The 19864-nt window shown below is 35.7% G+C and carries 18 protein-coding genes; 7 read left to right on the top strand and 11 right to left on the bottom strand.

Annotated elements, in window-relative coordinates; all coding sequences use genetic code 11:
* Nucleotides 1-47 precede the first annotated feature (47 nt).
* Both G6R40_RS08985 and aroC read right to left on the bottom strand, forming a co-directional pair.
* Nucleotides 48-623 carry a thioredoxin family protein gene (locus tag G6R40_RS08985; RefSeq protein WP_165134262.1) on the bottom strand — a complete coding sequence of 192 codons (576 nt, stop codon included), beginning with the start codon at nucleotides 621-623 and terminating at the stop codon, nucleotides 48-50.
* Nucleotides 624-689: 66 nt separating this feature from the next.
* Nucleotides 690-1751 carry a chorismate synthase gene (gene aroC / locus G6R40_RS08980; RefSeq protein ID WP_165134259.1) on the bottom strand — a complete coding sequence of 354 codons (1062 nt, stop codon included), beginning with the start codon at nucleotides 1749-1751 and terminating at the stop codon, nucleotides 690-692.
* A gap of 67 nt (nucleotides 1752-1818) precedes the next feature.
* Here aroC and G6R40_RS08975 point away from each other — a divergent pair, with 67 nt between their 5' ends.
* Nucleotides 1819-2538, top strand: a complete 720-nt coding sequence (locus tag G6R40_RS08975) for an SDR family NAD(P)-dependent oxidoreductase (protein ID WP_165134257.1) — start codon at nucleotides 1819-1821, stop codon at nucleotides 2536-2538.
* 36 nt (nucleotides 2539-2574) lie between these two features.
* On the opposite strand, the gene G6R40_RS08970 is transcribed toward G6R40_RS08975, so the two are convergent.
* Together G6R40_RS08970 and aspS are read right to left on the bottom strand one after the other, a co-directional pair.
* On the bottom strand, nucleotides 2575-4263 hold the full coding sequence (locus G6R40_RS08970) for a putative transporter (RefSeq protein WP_165134254.1): 1689 nt from the start codon (nucleotides 4261-4263) through the stop codon (nucleotides 2575-2577).
* Between the two features lie 204 nt (nucleotides 4264-4467).
* Nucleotides 4468-6222, bottom strand: a complete 1755-nt coding sequence (gene aspS / locus G6R40_RS08965) for an aspartate--tRNA ligase (protein WP_165134251.1) — start codon at nucleotides 6220-6222, stop codon at nucleotides 4468-4470.
* A gap of 407 nt (nucleotides 6223-6629) precedes the next feature.
* Here aspS and G6R40_RS15375 point away from each other — a divergent pair, with 407 nt between their 5' ends.
* On the top strand, nucleotides 6630-6860 hold the full coding sequence (locus tag G6R40_RS15375) for a 30S ribosomal protein THX (protein ID WP_165134248.1): 231 nt from the start codon (nucleotides 6630-6632) through the stop codon (nucleotides 6858-6860).
* Nucleotides 6861-6889: 29 nt separating this feature from the next.
* Here the strand turns inward: G6R40_RS15375 and G6R40_RS08955 are convergent, their stop codons facing one another.
* The 3 genes from G6R40_RS08955 to G6R40_RS08945 are packed head-to-tail and all read right to left on the bottom strand — an operon-like array spanning nucleotide 6890 to nucleotide 8588.
* Nucleotides 6890-7543, bottom strand: coding sequence for a DUF937 domain-containing protein (locus tag G6R40_RS08955; protein WP_165134245.1), 654 nt, complete (start codon nucleotides 7541-7543; stop codon nucleotides 6890-6892).
* A 51-nt stretch (nucleotides 7544-7594) separates the two neighbouring features.
* Nucleotides 7595-8065: a nucleoside deaminase gene (locus G6R40_RS08950; RefSeq protein ID WP_165134242.1), complete on the bottom strand. Its 471-nt coding sequence runs from the start codon at nucleotides 8063-8065 to the stop codon at nucleotides 7595-7597.
* Nucleotides 8066-8075: 10 nt separating this feature from the next.
* The gene (locus tag G6R40_RS08945; RefSeq protein WP_165134239.1) at nucleotides 8076-8588 is read right to left on the bottom strand and encodes a DUF2480 family protein; all 513 of its coding nucleotides are present in this window, start codon (nucleotides 8586-8588) and stop codon (nucleotides 8076-8078) included.
* A 99-nt stretch (nucleotides 8589-8687) separates the two neighbouring features.
* On the opposite strand from G6R40_RS08945, the gene lpxB reads away from it, so the two are divergent.
* From lpxB to G6R40_RS08920, 5 genes are all read left to right on the top strand, one after another.
* The gene (gene lpxB, locus G6R40_RS08940) at nucleotides 8688-9794 is read left to right on the top strand and encodes a lipid-A-disaccharide synthase (protein WP_165134236.1); all 1107 of its coding nucleotides are present in this window, start codon (nucleotides 8688-8690) and stop codon (nucleotides 9792-9794) included.
* 61 nt (nucleotides 9795-9855) lie between these two features.
* A complete protein-coding gene (locus G6R40_RS08935) occupies nucleotides 9856-11643 on the top strand; it encodes a ComEC/Rec2 family competence protein (RefSeq protein ID WP_165134233.1) in 1788 nt (595 codons plus the stop codon).
* A 115-nt stretch (nucleotides 11644-11758) separates the two neighbouring features.
* On the top strand, nucleotides 11759-12424 hold the full coding sequence (locus tag G6R40_RS08930) for a succinate dehydrogenase cytochrome b subunit (protein WP_165134230.1): 666 nt from the start codon (nucleotides 11759-11761) through the stop codon (nucleotides 12422-12424).
* Between the two features lie 13 nt (nucleotides 12425-12437).
* Nucleotides 12438-14450 carry a fumarate reductase/succinate dehydrogenase flavoprotein subunit gene (locus G6R40_RS08925; RefSeq protein WP_165134227.1) on the top strand — a complete coding sequence of 671 codons (2013 nt, stop codon included), beginning with the start codon at nucleotides 12438-12440 and terminating at the stop codon, nucleotides 14448-14450.
* Between the two features lie 24 nt (nucleotides 14451-14474).
* Complete coding sequence (locus tag G6R40_RS08920; RefSeq protein ID WP_165134224.1) at nucleotides 14475-15242, top strand: succinate dehydrogenase/fumarate reductase iron-sulfur subunit; 768 nt, start codon at nucleotides 14475-14477, stop codon at nucleotides 15240-15242.
* Between the two features lie 72 nt (nucleotides 15243-15314).
* Here G6R40_RS08920 and G6R40_RS08915 read toward each other — a convergent pair whose 3' ends face one another.
* From G6R40_RS08915 to G6R40_RS08900, 4 genes are all read right to left on the bottom strand, one after another.
* Nucleotides 15315-15536, bottom strand: a complete 222-nt coding sequence (locus G6R40_RS08915; RefSeq protein WP_165134221.1) for a PspC family transcriptional regulator — start codon at nucleotides 15534-15536, stop codon at nucleotides 15315-15317.
* Nucleotides 15529-16800, bottom strand: coding sequence for a DUF2851 family protein (locus tag G6R40_RS08910; protein WP_228455827.1), 1272 nt, complete (start codon nucleotides 16798-16800; stop codon nucleotides 15529-15531). Before G6R40_RS08910 ends, G6R40_RS08915 begins: the two co-directional genes overlap by 8 nt.
* A gap of 64 nt (nucleotides 16801-16864) precedes the next feature.
* Nucleotides 16865-17989, bottom strand: coding sequence for an N-acetyl-alpha-D-glucosaminyl L-malate synthase BshA (gene bshA, locus G6R40_RS08905; protein ID WP_165134218.1), 1125 nt, complete (start codon nucleotides 17987-17989; stop codon nucleotides 16865-16867).
* A gap of 100 nt (nucleotides 17990-18089) precedes the next feature.
* A complete protein-coding gene (locus G6R40_RS08900) occupies nucleotides 18090-19772 on the bottom strand; it encodes a glycoside hydrolase family 3 protein (RefSeq protein ID WP_165134216.1) in 1683 nt (560 codons plus the stop codon).
* Nucleotides 19773-19864 lie beyond the last annotated feature (92 nt).

The raw sequence follows: 19864 nt of genomic DNA, 5'->3' as shown, positions 1-19864 counted from the left end.
CCGCCCGATAAAACGAGCTCCGACAATGCACTGCGCCCTCACGCAAGTTACTGATTTGGGATCAATTCCAAAAGCTCCTCAATGGTATCAAGACCTCTGTTTTTTGCATAATAAGTTTGTAGCTTGACATAGAAGTCTTCTTTCGAAAATCCTTCTGGATCAGCTTTGTGCATTTCTAAAAGTTCTTTTCCATGTTTAGGACGCGGTCCCCAATGGTTAATGTAATTAAAATCTTTATCCAAAATGATTACAACAGGAATAGATTTACTTCCATTTGTTAAAAAATCATCAATTAAAGAGGGGTCTTGGTCGCGATAACTTATTTTAACCTTTTCTGTTCCAAAAAAATTAGAAACAACAGGCACCACTTGGCTTGCGTCACCACACCATGCTTCAGAAATAATTAATATTTTACCATCAAATTTTTTTTGAGCCAAGCGTTCAAGCTGTTGCTCATTAGGATGAAATTTTTCATTCATACGATTCATACGCTGAATCCCTAATTTATAATACTCCTCGTAATCTTTGTCTTCGTCTGTTTGTGGATGTTCTAGACGTTCCGCTGCATTGCTTAGATAGTCTTGATAACTTACGCCGTTATCCCAAAATTTTTTTATTTCCATTTCTTTTTTTTACAAATCTCAGTTTATTTATTATCAATGACTGTAACAAATATTACATATCAGCAATTATATTCTTCTTATTTTATTAATTAAAAACATGTCCGCCAATACAAAGGCTGCCAAACTTTCTACAACAGGAACCGCACGAGGCAAAACGCATGGATCGTGGCGGCCTTTGCCTTCTACAATGACTATTTCGCCTTCTTTGTTAATACTTTCTTGCGGGCGCAGAATGGTAGCAATGGGCTTAAAACCTACACGGAAATAGATATCCATCCCGTTAGAAATTCCCCCTTGTATGCCTCCCGAAAGATTGGACTGGGTTGTGCCATCTGGATTGAACAAGTCATTGTGTTCTTTCCCAGTCATCTTTGCACCACAAAAACCACTTCCATATTCAAAAGCTTTACAAGCGTTGATGTTGAGCATGGCTTTTCCAAGCTCTGCATGTAATTTGTTAAATATAGGTTCGCCCCAACCGGCGGGAACGTTTTTGATAACACACGTTATGGTTCCTCCTATGGTGTTGCCGTCTTTTTTAATTTCTTTAATACGTTCAATCATTTTTTTTGCAGTTTCCTCATCGGGACAACGCACCATATTGGTTTCGGTTTTAGTAAAATCTAAATCCTGATATGGTTTTTTACAAAAAATGTCGCCAACAGAGGATACGTAAGCATTAATTTCAACTTCTGGAATAAGTTGCTTGGCAAGACTTCCTGCGACAACCCAGTTGAGCGTTTCTCGAGCAGAGGATTTTCCGCCACCGCGGTGATCACGAAATCCAAATTTTTGATCGTAAGTGTAATCGGCATGACTAGGACGATAGGCGCCAGAGATATGGTCATAATCTTTGGAACGTTGGTTTTCGTTTTCTACAATAAAACCAATAGGTGTTCCTGTTGATTTTCCCTCAAAAATTCCAGATAAGAAACGGACAGTATCGCTTTCTTTACGTTGTGTAACGATAGAAGATTGACCAGGTTTTCGACGATCCAAATCTTGTTGAACTGCTTCCAGATTAACATCTAATCCCGCCGGGAAGTTGGTTATCGTACCGCCGTATGCTTCACCATGACTTTCTCCAAATGAGGAAAGCGTCAAAAAATTTCCTAAGACATTGAACATAGTACAAATTTAAGATTTTTAAATGGCTTTTCATACTTTAATAAATAGGCTTTTTTATCTTTGGCATATGAAAAATGTTCTCATTCTTGGAGCCAATTCTGATGTGGCAAAACAAGCTTTAAAATTGTACGTGCAACAAGGCTATTTTGTAGTAGCGGCTTCCCGAGATTTATTGTCATTAGAAAGTTTTATTGAAGAAAATAGAATAGAGCAGTCAAATGTTAAATTGATTTATTTCGATGCAACAGATTTTTCTTCTCATCAAAAATTTTATCATGATCTTCCTGAAAAACCAAACATTGTTGTTTATGCCGCAGGTTTTTTGGTTCAGAATGAAAAGGCTTTTTATGATTTTGAATCTACCTTCCAAATGATGAAGGTGAATTATGCAGGAGCAGTTTCTATTCTCAATATTATTGCTTTTGATAAAGAGAATGAAAATTTGGAGAGAATTATCGGTTTGTCGTCGCTTTCTGGCGTGCGCGGTAGAAAGTCCAACTTTATCTATGGAAGTACAAAATCGGCTTTCACGCAATATCTGGCTGGACTTCGGCAAGAACTTTCTCAACGGAATATTAAGGTAAATGTTTTGGTGATTGGCTACATTAACACCAAAATTAATGAGGGATTAGACTTAAATAAAAACCTTATTATGGAGCCCGATTATGTTGCAAAACGTATTGTAAATGCTGGACATTCTTTCGTAATTGTTCCCAATTGGAAATGGAAAATTATTTATCAGATTCTTAAAGTTCTTCCAGAGTCTTTAGTTTCTAAATTACCATAAAAAAAGCGAAGTGAAAACCTCGCTTAGAAAATATCTTTATCCAAATATAAGAATCAACAGACTGGCAACAAAAATTCTGAAAATCGTAACCAAAGGATAGACTTGGGCATAACTTTGTATGGGAACATCATTTTTTAAATAATTTTCGCTGAAAGATAAAGCCGCAGGATCGGTATAACTTCCGCTCATAATTCCAGCCAATTGCAAGAAGTTGATTTTCATGAAAAAATGTCCCACGATTAGCATAAAAATTAAAGGAATAAAGGTTATCGCAGAACCATATAATAACCAAAGCCAGCCATTATATTCAATAAAATTATCATAAAAATTTTCGCCAGCATGTATTCCTACCGCGGCAAAGAACAAACAAATGCCGAGGTCTTTCATAAAATAAGTCGCTCCATTATTAATATACGAATGAATAAAAGCGATGCCGCCATATCTCGAAATTAGTAATGCTACGATTAATGGTCCCGCTGCAAAACCTAGTTTAATAGGAATAGGAAGTCCAGGAAGCGCAATGGGTATAGATCCAACGATGACGCCTAAAAGTATCCCGGCAAACAATGATAAAAAATCGGGTTCTATTAGTTTTTTTTCTTGATTACCAATGATTTTTTCTGCTTCATCCAAAGCTTCTTTTGTGCCGATAATTCTTAGTTTGTCACCATAAAAGAGTTCCAACGACGGACGAGGAATCATTTCTTTGCCAGCGCGAAAAATCCGGGTGACCTTTAAATCATAAATATTGTATAGATCAAGTTCTGAAAGTTTTTTGCGCATTGCGGAACGGCGTGTTACAAAGATATTTCTTATTTGGATCTCTTCATCCGATTCAATGAATTGATCGGTGGATGGTCGTCCCAATTTTTTGATAAAATCATCGACATCATTTTCTGTTCCTACAATCATCAGCACATCGCGCTCTTGGAGTAAAGTGTCTAATCTTGGCGAAAATACAGATTCGGTTCCGCTGTGTTTTAGTCTGGAGATGATAATATTCGGATTAATTTCTTTAATCACTTTTTTGATAGGCATTCCAACAAAATCAAGATTGGTAACTCTCATTTTTTTATGAATAAGAGGTTGTTCTCGGTTGATTTTTGATTTTCTGAATTTAATCATTTCTTCTTGCGGATCGATTTTCAGAAATATTTTTGATAAAATTATAGTAAGAATAATTCCGAAAACGCCCAAAGGATAAGTTATAGCATAACCAATGGCTGGATCATCAAATTTTTTACTAGGAAATTGTGCACCAAGCTCTTCGATGGTGTTTTTTGCAGCACCTAATCCTGGTGTATTGGTTACGGAACCACTCATAATTCCGACAAGATTTTCCATGCTAAGACCTGTCGATTTATGAAGAATAATGGTGATAACTCCGCCGAGCAAAACTGTAGAAACGGCGAGAATGTTAAATTTCATGCCTTCACTTCGAAAAGATGAAAAGAAGGATGGTCCTACTTGAAGCCCAATCCCATAAACGAATAAGATAAGACCAAAATCTCTTATGAAATCCAGAATTTCTGGATTTATCCTATATCCTAAATGGCCTAATAATAAGCCCGTAAACATAACCGCAGAAACGCCGAAAGTAATTTTTCCTAATTTTAATCTTCCAAAAAAAACTCCAGCACCTATTGCTAGCATGATGCTAATCATGGATTGTACAATTGTTGGATTTTCCGCAGGCAGCAATAATGCGTGTAACCAGTCTAGCATAATTAATTTCTTAATGTTTTTCTCAAAACTACAACAAAGAATGTGGATTCATGGTATTTTGTTGATAATATCTCTTTTTTTACGTGGTGAGATAAATCAGTTGTGTACGAAAACTGTTTGGACATATCCATAAAAAATAAGCAAACTCAAAATGGAGTTTGCTTATTTTTATAATTTTTGATTAACTTTCTTTGTAATGAAAAATTAGTCTTTCAAATTCAGTTTTAATTCCAGTTCGTCTAATTGCTCATTGGCGATTGGCGAAGGAGCATCAATCATTACATCACGCCCAGAATTATTTTTTGGGAAGGCGATATAATCTCTAATCACTTCATTTCCATCTAAAATGGCTACCAATCTATCAAAACCGAAAGCCAAACCTCCGTGTGGCGGCGCTCCGTATTTAAAGGCGTTCATTAAGAATCCGAACTGCGCTTCCGCTTCTTCTTTTGTGAATCCTAATAAATCAAACATTTTTGACTGTAAATCTTTATCGAAAATTCTGATAGAACCACCCCCAATTTCGTTACCATTTAAAACTAAATCGTAAGCGTTGGCTCTTGCTTTTCCAGGGTCGGTTTCCAATAAACTAAAATCTTCGGTTTTCGGAGACGTGAATGGGTGGTGCATTGCGTGGTATCTTCCTGTTTCTTCGTCCCATTCTAAAAGTGGGAAGTCGATTACCCAAAGTGGAGCAAATTCGTTTCCTTTTCTTAAACCTAAGCGGTTCCCAAGTTCCATTCTTAAAGCAGAAAGTTGCGTTCTTACTTTATCAGCATTACCGCTCATCACCAACATTAAATCACCTGCTTTAGCTCCGAATTTCTCTGCAATGGCTTTTAAGTCCTCCTCGTTGTAGAATTTATTCACGGATGAAGTGACAATACCATCGTTTTGGAATTTCACCCAAACCATTCCTGTTGCACCAATTTGTGGTCTTTTTACCCAGTCAATTAACTCATCAATTTGTTTTCTGGTGTAGTCTGCACAGCCTTCAACACTAATTCCGACTACCAATTCAGCTTCGTCGAAAATTTTGAAATCTTTTCCTTTCACTAAATCATTCAGCTCCACGAACTCCATTCCGAAACGAATGTCTGGTTTGTCGTTTCCATATTTTTGCATCGCATCTGCGAAAGTCATTCTTGGGAAATCACCGAATTCTTTTCCTGTAATATCTTTCAAAAGGTTTTTCGTCATGCCTTCAAAAACATTCATAATGTCTTCTTGCTCTACGAAAGCCATTTCGCAATCTATTTGCGTGAATTCTGGCTGTCTGTCGGCTCTTAAATCCTCATCGCGGAAACATTTCACAATTTGGAAATATTTATCCATTCCACCTACCATCAATAATTGTTTGAAGGTTTGTGGCGATTGAGGAAGTGCATAAAACTGTCCAGGATTCATTCTGCTTGGCACCACAAAATCTCTAGCTCCTTCTGGCGTAGATTTAATTAAAACTGGCGTTTCCACCTCGATGAAACCTTCTTCTGAAAGATAATTTCTCACTTTTTGTGCCATTTTATGACGGAAGATCAGTTTATCTTTCACAGGATTTCTACGGATGTCCAAGTATCTGTATTTCATTCTCAGCTCTTCACCCCCATCGGTTTCGTCTTCAATGGTAAATGGAGGAAGTTGAGATTCGTTTAAAATCGTTAATTCTTTTACTAAAATTTCTATTTCTCCAGTTGGAATATTGGGGTTTTTGGATGCTCTTTCAATCACCTGACCTTTCACCTGAACTACAAATTCACGACCTAATTTCTTAGCGTTTTCCATTAATTCAACCGAAGAACGGTCTTGGTCGAACATCAACTGTGTAATTCCGTAACGATCTCGCAAATCGATCCAAATCATAAATCCTTTGTCACGAATGGTTTGTACCCATCCTGAAAGTGTTACTTCTTCATTAAGGTTTTTCAGCGATAATTCGCCGTTGGTGTGTGTACGGAACATAATTTTAATTTAAAATTTGAGGTTTGAAATTTGAAATTTTCAAAGTGCAAAGATACTGATTTGGAATAAAAAATCTGTTACAATGATAGTTCTTAATATTAGTTTTAAATTTTTTGTGTAGATAGGATTTGGGTTGTGTTCAAATTTTTGCCAATTTTTCGTTTGTTGCTGAATCTGCGTGAGCGATGATAGCGGATATCCTTTGGGCTTGGCGCGAGGTGGCGGAGCGATAGCGGAGCCATCCGAGCGTCGAGCCCAAAGATAGAAGCGGACGTAGCGACCCATTTTTTTCGCTTTGGAATTTGTTTTGGAGGAACAATGGGACACGCCAAAATAATATTGTGCTTTTGAATGTTAAATTAAATTTTCATAAATTCGTAATAACCAAATACTTAATATTTTTTGATATGGGAAAAGGAGATCAGAAGTCTCGCAGAGGCAAGATAACAAATGGTTCTTATGGAAAAAGAAGACCTAAAAAATCCAATGTTGCAAAAGTTGTAACAACAGTAAATGCTGATAAAGAAACCAAGGTAAAAGCGACAAAACCTAAGGCAGAAAAGAAAGTGGAGAAAGAAGAAACTAAAGTTGCTGAGGCAAAACCCAAAACCACAAGAAAGAAAAAAACCGAAGAATAATCTTCGGTTTTTTATATTTTAAAAAAAGCTTATTTTCCAAAAATACTTCCTAGCAAACCTCCAAGGCCGCCTTGCTGAGATTTTTGTTGATTGCCTCCGCCGAGAACGCTTCCAAGAATGTCGTTAAGAGGGTTTCCAGAACCTTGACTTTGTCCGCCGCCTAATACACTTCCCAAAATATCATTCAAAGGATTGGATTGTTGCGTTTGGGCTTGTTGAGAAGCACCACCAAGAATACCTCCTAATAAATCGCCTAATCCACCTGCGTTTACATTGTTAGCTTGCTTTTCTTTTCCAATGTATCCCATGATAATTGGTGCTAACATGGCTAGAACAGGACCAATTTTGTCCATAGAAATCCCTGTATTCTGAGAAAGCTGATTTTCGACGTTGGCTTTATTTCCTCCAAAAATGTGATCAAGTATTGAATTGCCTTCGGATTGTCTGTTGATGGCCTGAGACGGGTCGTTAAGAATGCTTCCGTCATGGTCTTTGTCTAGTGCGTTGTTGAGCGCCTCTGCTTCTTTGGCGTCTTGAGATTTGTTTTTAAGATAAGAAATAACCAAAGGTGTGGCTACTGCAAGTAATGCAATAATTTGATTTTTACTGATTCCGAATTTGTTTTCGGCCTGTTCTGCAACTTGGTTGCTAGTGTTTCCTGTTAATAGGTCTAGTAAGCTCATAGTGTTTTTAAATTTATTTTTGATTAAACGAATATAGTTTTTTTCTGGTAATTAATATTCTGTTTTATCTGCCTTTTTTGTCCATTTTTGAAAGGTGCTTTGCGCTTCATCACGAAGAAGTTGCACCATCGGGATTTTTCGATCCTCAATAGCTAAAGGTATTTCATCATAAATTAAAGAATCGTCAAAACCTATATCTTTGGCGTCGTTTCTGGTGTTGGCATAATATATTTTGTCGATTCTAGCCCAATAGATGGCGCTTAAACACATAGGACAAGGTTCGCACGACGTGTAGATTTCGCAACCAGAAAGATTAAAATCATCAAGATGTTTCGCCGCATTTCTAATGGCAACAACTTCCGCATGTGCTGTAGGATCGTTATTAAGAGTTACTTTGTTGCTGCCTTCAGCAATTATTTTTCCGTTTTTTACAATGACAGCACCGAAAGGGCCACCGCCTAAGTCAAGATTTTCGCAAGAGCACTCGATGGCTCTTTGCATAAAGTTTTCGTGATTCGACATGGGATTTTGTTTAGTTTTTAAAAATAGGAACGTTGCTACAAGCTTCCCCAAACATCAAAGATTTGACAATGGGTTTCAGTTGTTCTACAAGTTCGATATAAGCGTTATTGGGCATTTCTATATCTGAGCAGCCTTTTACAAGGACGCGTTTGTCCTTTAATTCAGAATAATCATAGGTTTTAATCGCATTGTGCATCAAAAGAATATTGAGATCTTCTAAGCTCCCAAAGACGATTTTTTTGGTAACATCGGTTAATTTTGCTGTGATTAAAAAATAGGCCCATAACGGAATAATCGCATCTTCCGAACAATAGATATAGACATAAGCATCGCGATAATCTTCAGGATTAAGATTGGCAACCATCTCACGATATTCCTTTTCGCGGAGAATAAGACCTTGGTAAAGGAAGTCTTTTAAATCTATTCCCAGTTTCTTCCCTCTCGGCATAAGACTCGACAAATCAAAATTTACCAAACTCGTGTTCTCTGCAACTTTATTTCTAATTTCGAATTCTTCCGACATTTCAATTAATATTTATCTTTACACAAAATTAAGTCAAATATTTGATTTGGTGGCGGATTTTAAAATCTCAAATCTCAAATCTCAAATCTCAAATTTATTTTGAAATATTACATTATAGCAGGCGAAGCTTCTGGAGATCTCCACGCAAGCAACTTAATGAAAGCGATAAAAGAAAAAGATCCCAATGCTGATTTTCGGTTTTGGGGTGGCGATCTGATGCAGGCGCAAGGCGGAACTATGGTCAAGCATTATCGTGATTTGGCTTTTATGGGATTTGTTGAGGTTGTTCAGAATTTAGGAACGATTCTTAAAAATATCAAGTTGTGTAAAAAAGATATTGCGACTTACAAACCTGATGTTTTGGTGCTTGTAGATTATCCTGGGTTTAATCTTCGTATTGCAAAATTTGCAAAATCTTTGGGTATTCGGGTGGTTTATTATATTTCGCCTCAACTTTGGGCTTGGAAGGAAGGTCGTGTAGAAACGATTAAAAAATATGTAGATGACATGCTCTTAATTCTTCCTTTCGAGAAAGATTTCTATAAAAAACATCAGGTTGATGCACATTTCGTTGGTCATCCTTTGTTAGATGCGATTTCGGATTTGCCAAACGTCGACGCAGAATTATTTAAAAAAGAAAACAATCTTAATAGCCAGCCCATCATCGCTTTGTTGCCAGGAAGTCGCGAGCAGGAAGTCAAAAAAATGTTGGAACTGATGTTGTCGGTTCGCTCGTATTTTAAAGAATATCAATTCGTTATAGCTGGTGCGCCAAGTTTGGTAAAAGATTTTTATGAGCAATATGTGGATGAAAATGTGCATTTCGTTTCTAATAAAACTTACGATTTGTTGAGATGTTCTCGGGCAGCTTTGGTGACTTCTGGGACGGCGACTTTGGAAACGGCATTGCTGAATACACCCGAAGTTGTGTGCTACAAAAGCAGTAAGATTTCCTATGAAATTGCTAAACGTCTTGTTAAACACATCAAATATATTTCTCTGGTTAATCTAATTATGGATCGCGAAATTGTTACAGAATTGATTCAGGATGAGTTGAACACCCAAAATTTAGTGAAAGAACTCAATAGGATTTTGTCCGGTACTGACCGAGAAAAAATGTTGAATGATTTTTCCCAATTACGTGAAAAGCTTGGTGGGAAAGGCGCGAGTCAACACGCTGCTGATGTGGTAGTTAACATAATATAATATCGTCTTTTGTAATTCCAAAATTTATTACTTTTAATGCAAAACATTAAAATGGTGCCTTATGTCTCGCCAGCCTTTATTTGTGATGTTGTCGACATTTTGTCTTGGAATTATTCTTCGAGATTATGTTGATTTGTATTTTGGGTTTATCTTATTCCTTTTTTTATATTGTAATCTAATTGTTGGATTTTCTTTTAAGGTTAAAACCTATTTCTTTGTCAAAAAGCGACAATGGTTGTTGGGTTTTGCCTTTTTTTGTTTAGGCTTTCTATTTCACGATTTTAATATTAAAGATTTTGAAAAAATCAATTTTGATACAAAGAAACATATTGTTTTTAAAATTGATAAAAAGCTTAATTCCAACGAAAAATATAAAAAATATCAAATCGATGTCTTGTCTGTTTCTAATAATAAAGACACACAATTCAAAGCTGTTTTACAAATTCCTAGACAAAAAGCAGACTTGGATTTTCGGCATATTTACAAGTCGGAAGTTTATTTTTCTAGTTTAAAATCACCAAAATTCGCATTTCAGTTTGACTATCCAAAATATCTGGAACGGCAAAAAGTTTCGGCTTTGGCATTTGCAAATTCAGAGATTTTGGGAACGCTAAAACCTCAAATTTCTTTTAAATATCAAATCAAACAACTTCGATTAGAGACTTTGCAAAGAATTGGTCAATCGAATCTTCAAACAAAAAATCAGGAATTTCTGAAAGGAATTATTCTTGCCGATCGCACAGGCATGGACGATGTCACAGTTTCGGATTTTAATAGATCTGGCCTGGTGCATCTTTTAGCGATTTCTGGATCTCACATGTTGATTATATTTTGGTTGGTTTTATTGGTTTTAAACAAAACTTTCCCTGTGAAATACAGAAAAATTGGAGTTGTCACTGCTCTAGTTGCGATTTGGACTTTTGCGATATTTATCGATTACGGAAGTTCGGTTGTGCGTTCCTGTATTATGATTAGCGTTTATTACATTTCGGGTTTGCTCAATCGAAAACCGCATTTGTTGCAAAGTTTAGCCGTTTCAGCATTTCTTATTTTGTGTTGGGATACGCAACAATTATTTGACGTTGGTTTCCAATTGAGTTATGTTGCAGTGCTTGGGATTTATTGGCTGTATCAACCTATTTTAAATTGTTTTCCAAAGAAGAATTATAAAATTTACAAATTTATCGTGGCGATTTTTAGCTTGTCAATGTCGGCACAATTGGCAACTTTACCACTTGTTTTGTATTATTTTCATCAATATTCTTTGGTGTCGATTTTTGCGAATCTTTGCGTGATTCCGTTTTCTGAAATTATTATTGTTTTCTCCTTATTAATGGTGGTTTTATTTGCTTTTAATCTTGAATATTCTTGGCTAAATATCTTGTATGATACTTTTGTCGATATTTTATTAAAGTTTATTCATTGGTTTGCCACTTTAGATTTTTTAATGTTTGAAAACATTGGTTTTTCCTTATTAGAAGTTGTTTTGGCATTAATTGTAGTCTATTTTTTACGATTTGTTTTGATTAAAAGAGATTTGAGACATCTTTTGAATTTTGGTTTTACAATACTTTTATTTTGGCTGATTAATTTAAGTGTTAATTTTTATCATTTTAAAAAGGATGAAGTTTTAAAAATCGAGTTGTTTAAAAATAATATTGTTCTCATAAAGGAAAAATCGAATGTATTGGTTTTGTTAAAAGAAGGTTCTGATATAGAGTCTGTTAAGAAGTTTTTAGTTAATCCTTACTTGTCATTTCGACGTATTAAAGAATGTAAAATTATAATGATTTCTGAAGCGGTTTCGGGAATTAATTATCAAGGGAAATATTATAAAATTGATCCATAAAATCTTTTATTTATTTAGAAAGATTACAAACTACTAAATTCTGACATATCTCACGAGGACTGCAATTAACATTTTTTTAACTTTGTGCGTATTCAAAAAAAAATAAAATTAGATTATGGCAGGATTTTCATCTTCAATAGGAAGAAAATATGCAATGGCACTATCGGCGTTTTTTTTGCTGGTTTTCTTGGTGATGCATCTTTTCACTAATATGCTATCGGTATTTAGTGAGACAGGGTTTAATCAGGCATCTTATTTTATGGGTTATAATCCATTTATCCAATATCTGATGCAACCTGTATTGATTTTTGCAGTGTTTTTCCATTTTATTATGGGATTCATTTTAGAAGCAAAAAATAACAAGGCGAGACCAGTAAAGTACGATGTTAGCGGTGCTGCAGCAAATTCTTCATGGATGTCTAGAAATATGATTATTTCTGGATTGGTAATTTTAGCATTTTTAGGACTTCACATGTATGACTTTTGGGTTCATGAAATGAATTTCAAATACATCGAAGGGAACGTAGATGCTATGGGTACAGACAGGTTTTGGATAGAACTACATGCTAAATTTGCTGATCCTATTAAGGTGGCAATATATGTTGTAGCTTTTGTTTTGTTAGGATTACATTTAGCACATGGTTTCCAATCTGCATTCCAATCTGTTGGAGCTAGACATCCAAAGTATACGCCTTTTATTAAGGCTTTCGGAACTTGGTATTCAATTCTTATTCCGCTAGGATTTATTTTTATCGCGGTTTATCATTTCATAACTCAATAATATCATAAATAAAATGAGTAATTTAGATTCTAAAATTCCAGCTGGTCCACTGAAGGACAAATGGAGTCATCATAAAGATCACATGAACCTTGTTGCGCCTAACAACCGTGATAAAATTGATATTATTGTTGTTGGTACAGGTTTAGCGGGTGGTTCTGCTGCAGCTACTTTAGCTGAGCAAGGTTATAACGTAAAAGCATTTTGTTATCAAGATTCTCCAAGAAGAGCGCACTCTATTGCGGCTCAGGGAGGTATTAACGCTGCTAAAAATTATCAAGGAGATGGGGATTCAACTTATAGATTGTTTTACGATACTATTAAAGGTGGAGATTACCGTGCAAGAGAGGCTAACGTTTATCGTTTAGCGGAAGTTTCAGCAAATATTATTGACCAATGTGTTGCTCAAGGGGTTCCTTTTGGGCGCGATTACGGCGGTCAGTTAGATAACCGTTCTTTCGGTGGGGTTCAGGTAAAAAGAACTTTCTACGCAAAAGGGCAAACTGGTCAACAGTTATTATTAGGGGCGTATTCTGCAATGAGCCGCCAAATTGGTAAAGGTAGAATTAAAATGTACAACCGTCACGAAATGCTAGATTTAGTAATCGTAGATGGAAAAGCAAGAGGAATCATCGCAAGAAACCTTGTAACAGGAGAAATTGAAAGACATTCTGCTCACGCAGTGGTTATTGCTTCTGGAGGTTACGGAAATGTTTATTTCTTATCGACTAACGCGATGGGATCTAACGTTTCTGCAGCTTGGAAAATTCACAAAAAAGGAGCGTATTTCGCAAACCCTTGCTATGTACAGATTCACCCAACTTGTATTCCAGTTCACGGAACGCAACAGTCTAAACTAACTTTGATGTCTGAATCTCTTAGAAACTCTGGAAGAATCTGGGTTCCTAAAAATATTGAAGATTCGGTAGCAATTAGAGAAGGTAAGAAAAAAGCAAAAGATATCCCTGAAGCCGATAGAGATTACTATTTGGAAAGAAGATATCCAGCTTTCGGTAACCTAGTTCCTAGAGACGTTGCTTCTAGAGCAGGTAAAGAAAGATGTGATGCTGGTTTCGGTATCGAAAATAACGATACTAAAGAAGGTGTGTTCTTAGATTTCTCTACAGAAATTATGAAAAAAGGTAGAGAAGCTGCTATTGAAAAGCATATTCACAATCCTACAGAACAACAAATTTACGATCTTGGTAAAGCTTGGATTGAGGAGAAGTATGGTAACCTTTTCGTAATGTACGAGAAAATTACTGCTGACAATCCTTATGAAACGCCAATGAAGATTTACCCTGCTGTTCACTACACAATGGGTGGTGTTTGGGTAGATTATAACTTACAATCTACAATCCCTGGATGTTTCGTAATTGGAGAAGCTAACTTCTCAGATCACGGCGCTAACAGACTGGGTGCTTCTGCTTTGATGCAAGGTTTAGCAGACGGATATTTCGTTCTTCCTTATACTATTGCAGATTATCTTTCTGCTGATATTAGAACAGGACAGATTCCAACAGATTCTGAAGCTTTCAACCAGGTTGAGAAAGAAGTTAAAGATAGAATTGACTATTTATTGAATAATAAAGGAACGCATTCTGTAGATTATTTCCATAAAAAATTGGGTCACATTATGTGGAACAAAGTGGGTATGGGAAGAACACCAGAAGGTCTTAGTGAAGCAATTAAAGAAATTGAAGAAGTAAGAAACGATTTCTGGAAGAATGTAAAAGTTCCTGGTTCTAATGATGAAATGAATCCAGAATTGGAGAAAGCACTTCGTGTAGCAGATTTCCTAGAATTAGGTCAATTAATGGCAATTGATGCATTGAACAGAAACGAATCTTGTGGAGGTCACTTCCGTGAAGATCACTCTACGCCAGATGGTGAAGCAGAACGTGATGATGTTAACTACAAGTATGTTGCAGCTTGGGAATATAAAGGAAACGATATAAACCAAGAAGTAATGCACAAAGAAGAGCTTGTGTACGATAACATCGAAGTTAAAACAAGAAGTTACAAATAATCTCCAACCAATAAATATATAATTATGAGTGCAAAAAAAGGCTTAAATCTTACGCTGAAAATTTGGAGACAAAAAAATAATAAATCCAAAGGTCAATTTGAGACCTATAAAATATCTGACGTTTCTACAGATTCTTCATTCTTAGAAATGTTAGACATTCTGAACGAAAACTTAATTAACGAAGGTAAAGAACCTATCGCTTTCGATCACGACTGTCGTGAAGGGATTTGCGGAATGTGTTCTTTATACATCAACGGTCGTGCGCACGGTCCCGATACAGGTATCACAACTTGTCAGTTACACATGCGTCACTTCAAAGATGGAGAAACTATCGTTATCGAACCTTGGAGAAGTGCGGCTTTCCCTGTAATCAAAGATTTGGTTGTGGATAGAAGTGCTTTCGATAGAGTAATGGCTGCAGGTGGATTTATTTCTGTAAATACATCGGGGAGAACAACAGACGCTAACAATATCCTTGTTCCAAAAGAAGATTCAGACAGAGCAATGGATGCAGCGGCTTGTATCGGTTGTGGTGCTTGTGTAGCAACGTGTAAAAACGGATCTGCAATGTTATTTGTAGGTGCAAAAGTTTCTCAATATGCATTATTACCACAAGGTAGAGTAGAAGCTAAAAGAAGAGTTCTGAACATGGTAGCAGCTATGGACGAAGAAGGATTTGGGAACTGTTCCAACACTGGTGCTTGTGAAGTAGAATGTCCTAAAGGTATTTCTCTAGAAACGATCGCTAGAATGAACAGAGAATATATGTCTGCTTTTGCGGATAAAGGATAAGACAAAATCTTATATACATAAAAAGCTTTCAGAATTTCTGAAAGCTTTTTTTATTTTAAAAATTATTTTTTTTTAAAGATCAAAGACATTCGGTCTTTTAACAACGATACAATCTTTTATCCAAAGTGTAAAAGCTAAACCCAAATAGAATAGAAAAAATATTCCTGCCGTTGCAAAAGTTGAGTATATAAAAAATACGCGAAGTTTCGAAACGGGTATCCCCAACTTACTTCCCATTCTCGTCAAAACTCCAAACCACTCTCTCTCAAAACGGTGACGTATATTGTTAATCATGTTTTAAAATATTATATCCAATGCCGCAATTTAGGCATTTTTTTTCGTTGCAAAAAGTTTTATAATGTTGCAGCAAAGATTGGGTTTCCAAAGCCGATTTCGAGATAATGCCGAAACTTTCCCAAGTGTCGATAACCGAATTTCTCTCAGCCTTTAAGTCCTGGTAAAACTTAATAATTTCATCGTTGATATTTTCGTTACATTCTAATTCCAAGCAGTATTTTGTAGGAAGAATAGTATTAATAAGGAGGCGTTCAACAAATTCGTCACTTAGTTTTTTCAATGAATTTTCTGACGATATTTTCCCAAAGTTGAAATGGGTATCCCAATACTCGGAGGCTTTTATATCCAAAAAAATAGTCTTTAATTCCGTAATGTTTTTTGCGGTTTTAATTTTTGAAAAAAGATGAGGTTCTCGGGAAAGAAGTTGCGCCAATTGGGATAATCTTATATTAGGGAAATTCGGTGGACGAAGTTTTGAAAACTTTGGATTTAAACTAATATTTGCTATGTCAAATTTAGATTTTAAAAACTGAAACTCACGAGCCCAAGTTGTCATCATTTCATCTTTAGGCTTTTCCAACCAGCCACAAAGACCGAAAAATAAAGCTTCTAAAGCCGTTGGGTTTTGCCGTATTTTTTTTATAACCGAATAATCGATACTTTCAGCCAATTGTTTGAAGATGTCCGCATTTATTTTTAATCCGAAGGCGTAAGCAAGATTGATGAACAACACGGCTTCGTAATCGTTTTTGGTTTCAGAAAGTTGATTTTTTGTCGATTCAGATTTTTGGCTAAGCTTTTCTAAAAGCTTTTCTTCATGAAAAAACAGTGGAACTTTCTCCTGAGTAATCAGCTCCTCACAAGGAATGAATTTAAAATGTTCCAAATCCATTTGATTGAAAGTGCTTAATTTTTTATTATCGATATATTGTTTTATTTCTAAAGTTGGGATATTCTTTTCTACTAACAAATCGATGTCGCAGTCGTCTTGGTAAACAACATGCAGAATAATGTTTTGATAATCTTCTTGCTGAGAATGTTTGTGAAAATACCAATCAGACGACTTTACATGTAGTTCAATATGTCCCGCGAAAATTGTGTCTTGGTATTTAATTTGTGCAAATAGAAAATCTGGACCTTGATTGTGATTCCACTGTCCGTAATTTAAAATTTCGATAGGAAAGCCTTTTGTAGAAACAAAGTCATAATTTTCGAATAGCTTTTTACTCCACAAATATTGTAGAAAATCTTCTTTAATCATCACGGTGTTTTTTAGTTTGATAAATAAAATTAAAATTTAATTATCAATTAAACACAGAAATAATTTATTTTTTTAAAACCTCGTTATAAAGTTCTATATATTGGGGAATTATTTTGTCGATGTCAAAAAGTTCCGCGTTTTCTTTGGCATTGCGTTTCATTTCTGCCAATAGTTTTTCGTCAGAAAGAAGTTGTTTGGTATATGTTGTCATCGCATCAACATCGCCGATATTGGCAACAAATCCTGTTTTTCCATGGATGTTAACTTCCGGGATTCCGCCGGCATTACTGCTGATAACAGGCGTTCCGGCAGCCATAGCTTCCAAAGCCGCAAGACCAAAACTTTCTTGCTCGGAAGGAAGTAAAAAAACGTCTGACAGTTTCAAAATTCTGTAAAGCTCGTCCACTTTTCCGAGGAGCCGAACCTTATTAATCAATTCTGGATTTTTTGTCAAGAACGAATTTATCTTTTCCATATCGGGCCCTTCCCCGATAATGATGAGCTTGCTGTCAATTTCTTTTTGAACATTTTTAAAAACAGCCAAAACATCTTGAATTCTTTTAACCGAACGTAGGTTGGAAACATGTATCAAAATCTTTTCGCGAGGCTCTGCAAATTGGTCGCGACAACAAATGTTTTTATCTAAAAAAAGACGATTGTCGATAAAGTTGGTGATAACCTTGATTTCTTTTTTAATATTGAAATTTTTGAGGGTATCTTGTTTTAAACTTTCCGAAACCGAGGTAATGGCATCGGATTGATTAATAGAAAATTCAACTGCTTTGTTATAACTAGGATGTTGCCCAACCAAAGTGATGTCCGTGCCGTGGAGTGTGGTAATCAACGGAATATCTTTTCCGTCTTCCTTCAGCATTTGTTTGGCATAAAACGCAGAATATGCAAACGGAATGGCATAATGTGCATGCAAAATATCCAGATTGTAAAGACTTACAACTTGGTAAATCGTCGATGATAATGCAATGTCGTAAGGTGGAAATTTGAAAAGCGGATAATTCTCAACCTGAACTTTATGAAAGAAAATATTGGCGCGCGTCATGTCCAATCTTGCAGGAAGATTTGAACTTATGAAATGAACCTCATGACCCTGATTTGCGAGAATCATTCCCAGTTCTGTGGCCACAATGCCGCTTCCGCCGTAAGTTGGATAACATAAAATTCCTATTTTCATTGTATTATTTTGAGGTGACAATTTATTGAATTTATTAACATAATATAATTGGTTTACACAATTTCTATTATTTGAAAATTCTAAATTTCATTTAAAATTATTATTTGTCTAATGTTTTTCCGGCGCCAAATTGCCAAGTATCATTTACCAATACTGGAAGCTTTCCAGAGATTTTTGTTTTTCCTGTTAAGCCATTCACCGTTGCTTTTTGAGAGTCATCATTGTTTTCATAGGAAACCAAAAGTGTAGAAATATTATCGGTGTCCAGGTCACGAAGTGCATAAGGACTTCCAAAAATATTCAAAATAACTTGGTGTTTTTTCGATGCCTCAGCAATTATTTTTTTTGATGTTTCCGAAATTTTGTAAGGCTTGTAAGCGGTACTGTTATCTTTATGAACGCCGATAATCAATTTGCTATTTTTTGGAAGTTTCGAAAGTTCTTTTGACGATATTATTTCAATATTTAAGTTGTTTTTCAATAGATTTTGAAAAGTTTGATAGGGCGCTTCTTCAAGACCTAAATAATATATTTTTTCTTGAGCGTTTAGGGGAAGTAGCGCTTTGTCATCTTTTAATAATGTCAACGCATTTTCATAAAGTTTTTGTACCAATTGTTGATGCGATGCATTGTTGATATCTTCAAGAATATTATTTGGGTTTTTGTTGTCGTATTTGTTTAAACCTAAATAATATTTGGTAAGCAAAATTTTCTTCACACTTTCTTCCAAACGTTCATTAGATATATCACCTTTTTTGATGCTTTCAGCAATTAATCTCTTGCCCTCTTTCACACCTTGTGAGAAAAGCATAATGTCATTGCCTGCTTTAAAGGCTAAAGCGTCCAATTGTCCAGGTTGGTAACTATCGGCAACTGCGCCCATATTCAGCGCATCTGTGATAATCAAACCTTTGTAACCCAATTGGTTTTTTAGTAAATCTGTGATAATACTTTTTGATATTGAAGCGGGAATATTTTGTTCTTTTTCTAATGTTGGGACATAAAGATGCGCAACCATTACGCCACCAATTCCTTCTTTTATTAAAGCTCTGTAAGGTGCTAATTCAATGTCGTTGAGTCGTTTTATATCGTGGTCTACCAATGGTAAATCATAATGAGAATCTGCGCTTGTGTCGCCATGTCCTGGGAAATGTTTGATGGCGGCCAAGATATTATTGTCTTGTAAACCCTGAGAATAAGCATTTGCTTTAGAAATGACATTTTGAACATCGGATCCAAAAGAACGATTCCCGATAATAGGATTATTAGGATTGGTATTAACATCGACAACTGGCGCAAAATCCCAATTGATGCCCATTCTTTTGCAGTCTGCGGCAATTTTTGTGGCCATCTCATAAACGAGTTTTTCGTCTTGGATAGCACCCAATGTTATCGCCCAAGGAAATTTGTAAGCTTTAGCAATTCTTTGGAAAATTCCCCATTCTGCGTCCATACCAATCATCATCGGAACTTTAGAGCGCGTCTGGAATTCGTTGACAAGGTTTACCTCCATAGCGGCATCATCTTGCATCAAAATTAAACCACCGATTTGCTCTTTCGAAACTAAATTCCGAATTTCATTAATATGATCAATACCTTTGTTGGTGTACAATGCAACAATGAAAAGTTGTCCTAACTTTTGATCTTCCGAGAGTTCGTTATAAGTTTTATCAACCCATTCTTTAGCAATTTTTGTTTGTTCTTCGCTAATGTTTTTCGGTGTGTATTGTGCTTTATAGAAAATTGAGCTAAAAATTGTAACTGCCAGAATTAACCTTTTCATGTTTTACTTATCTAAAATATTAAGTGACTATAAAGATATATCTTCATTTTTTATTAAAAAAGAAATGTGGTATATATTTTGAACGCAAAAAG

Source organism: Chryseobacterium sp. POL2 (assembly GCF_011058315.1).
Taxonomy (GTDB): Bacteria; Bacteroidota; Bacteroidia; order Flavobacteriales; family Weeksellaceae; genus Soonwooa.
Note: the sequence above shows the minus strand (reverse complement) of the source record. Positions and strands in the feature narration are given on the sequence as shown.

Bases quoted from the DNA above. Each gene is read 5' to 3' on its own strand.
- G6R40_RS08935 (WP_165134233.1), top strand. From the start codon at position 9,856: ATGTCTCGCCAGCCTTTATTTGTGATGTTGTCGACATTTTGTCTTGGA.
- G6R40_RS08925 (WP_165134227.1), top strand. From the start codon at position 12,438: ATGAGTAATTTAGATTCTAAAATTCCAGCTGGTCCACTGAAGGACAAA.
- bshA (WP_165134218.1), bottom strand. From the start codon at position 17,989: ATGAAAATAGGAATTTTATGTTATCCAACTTACGGCGGAAGCGGCATT.
- G6R40_RS08920 (WP_165134224.1), top strand. From the start codon at position 14,475: ATGAGTGCAAAAAAAGGCTTAAATCTTACGCTGAAAATTTGGAGACAA.
- G6R40_RS15375 (WP_165134248.1), top strand. From the start codon at position 6,630: ATGGGAAAAGGAGATCAGAAGTCTCGCAGAGGCAAGATAACAAATGGT.
- G6R40_RS08975 (WP_165134257.1), top strand. From the start codon at position 1,819: ATGAAAAATGTTCTCATTCTTGGAGCCAATTCTGATGTGGCAAAACAA.
- G6R40_RS08950 (WP_165134242.1), bottom strand. From the start codon at position 8,065: ATGTCGAATCACGAAAACTTTATGCAAAGAGCCATCGAGTGCTCTTGC.
- G6R40_RS08985 (WP_165134262.1), bottom strand. From the start codon at position 623: ATGGAAATAAAAAAATTTTGGGATAACGGCGTAAGTTATCAAGACTAT.
- aroC (WP_165134259.1), bottom strand. From the start codon at position 1,751: ATGTTCAATGTCTTAGGAAATTTTTTGACGCTTTCCTCATTTGGAGAA.
- G6R40_RS08930 (WP_165134230.1), top strand. From the start codon at position 11,759: ATGGCAGGATTTTCATCTTCAATAGGAAGAAAATATGCAATGGCACTA.
- G6R40_RS08945 (WP_165134239.1), bottom strand. From the start codon at position 8,588: ATGTCGGAAGAATTCGAAATTAGAAATAAAGTTGCAGAGAACACGAGT.
- G6R40_RS08970 (WP_165134254.1), bottom strand. From the start codon at position 4,263: ATGCTAGACTGGTTACACGCATTATTGCTGCCTGCGGAAAATCCAACA.
- aspS (WP_165134251.1), bottom strand. From the start codon at position 6,222: ATGTTCCGTACACACACCAACGGCGAATTATCGCTGAAAAACCTTAAT.
- G6R40_RS08910 (WP_228455827.1), bottom strand. From the start codon at position 16,800: ATGATTAAAGAAGATTTTCTACAATATTTGTGGAGTAAAAAGCTATTC.
- G6R40_RS08900 (WP_165134216.1), bottom strand. From the start codon at position 19,772: ATGAAAAGGTTAATTCTGGCAGTTACAATTTTTAGCTCAATTTTCTAT.
- G6R40_RS08955 (WP_165134245.1), bottom strand. From the start codon at position 7,543: ATGAGCTTACTAGACCTATTAACAGGAAACACTAGCAACCAAGTTGCA.
- G6R40_RS08915 (WP_165134221.1), bottom strand. From the start codon at position 15,536: ATGATTAACAATATACGTCACCGTTTTGAGAGAGAGTGGTTTGGAGTT.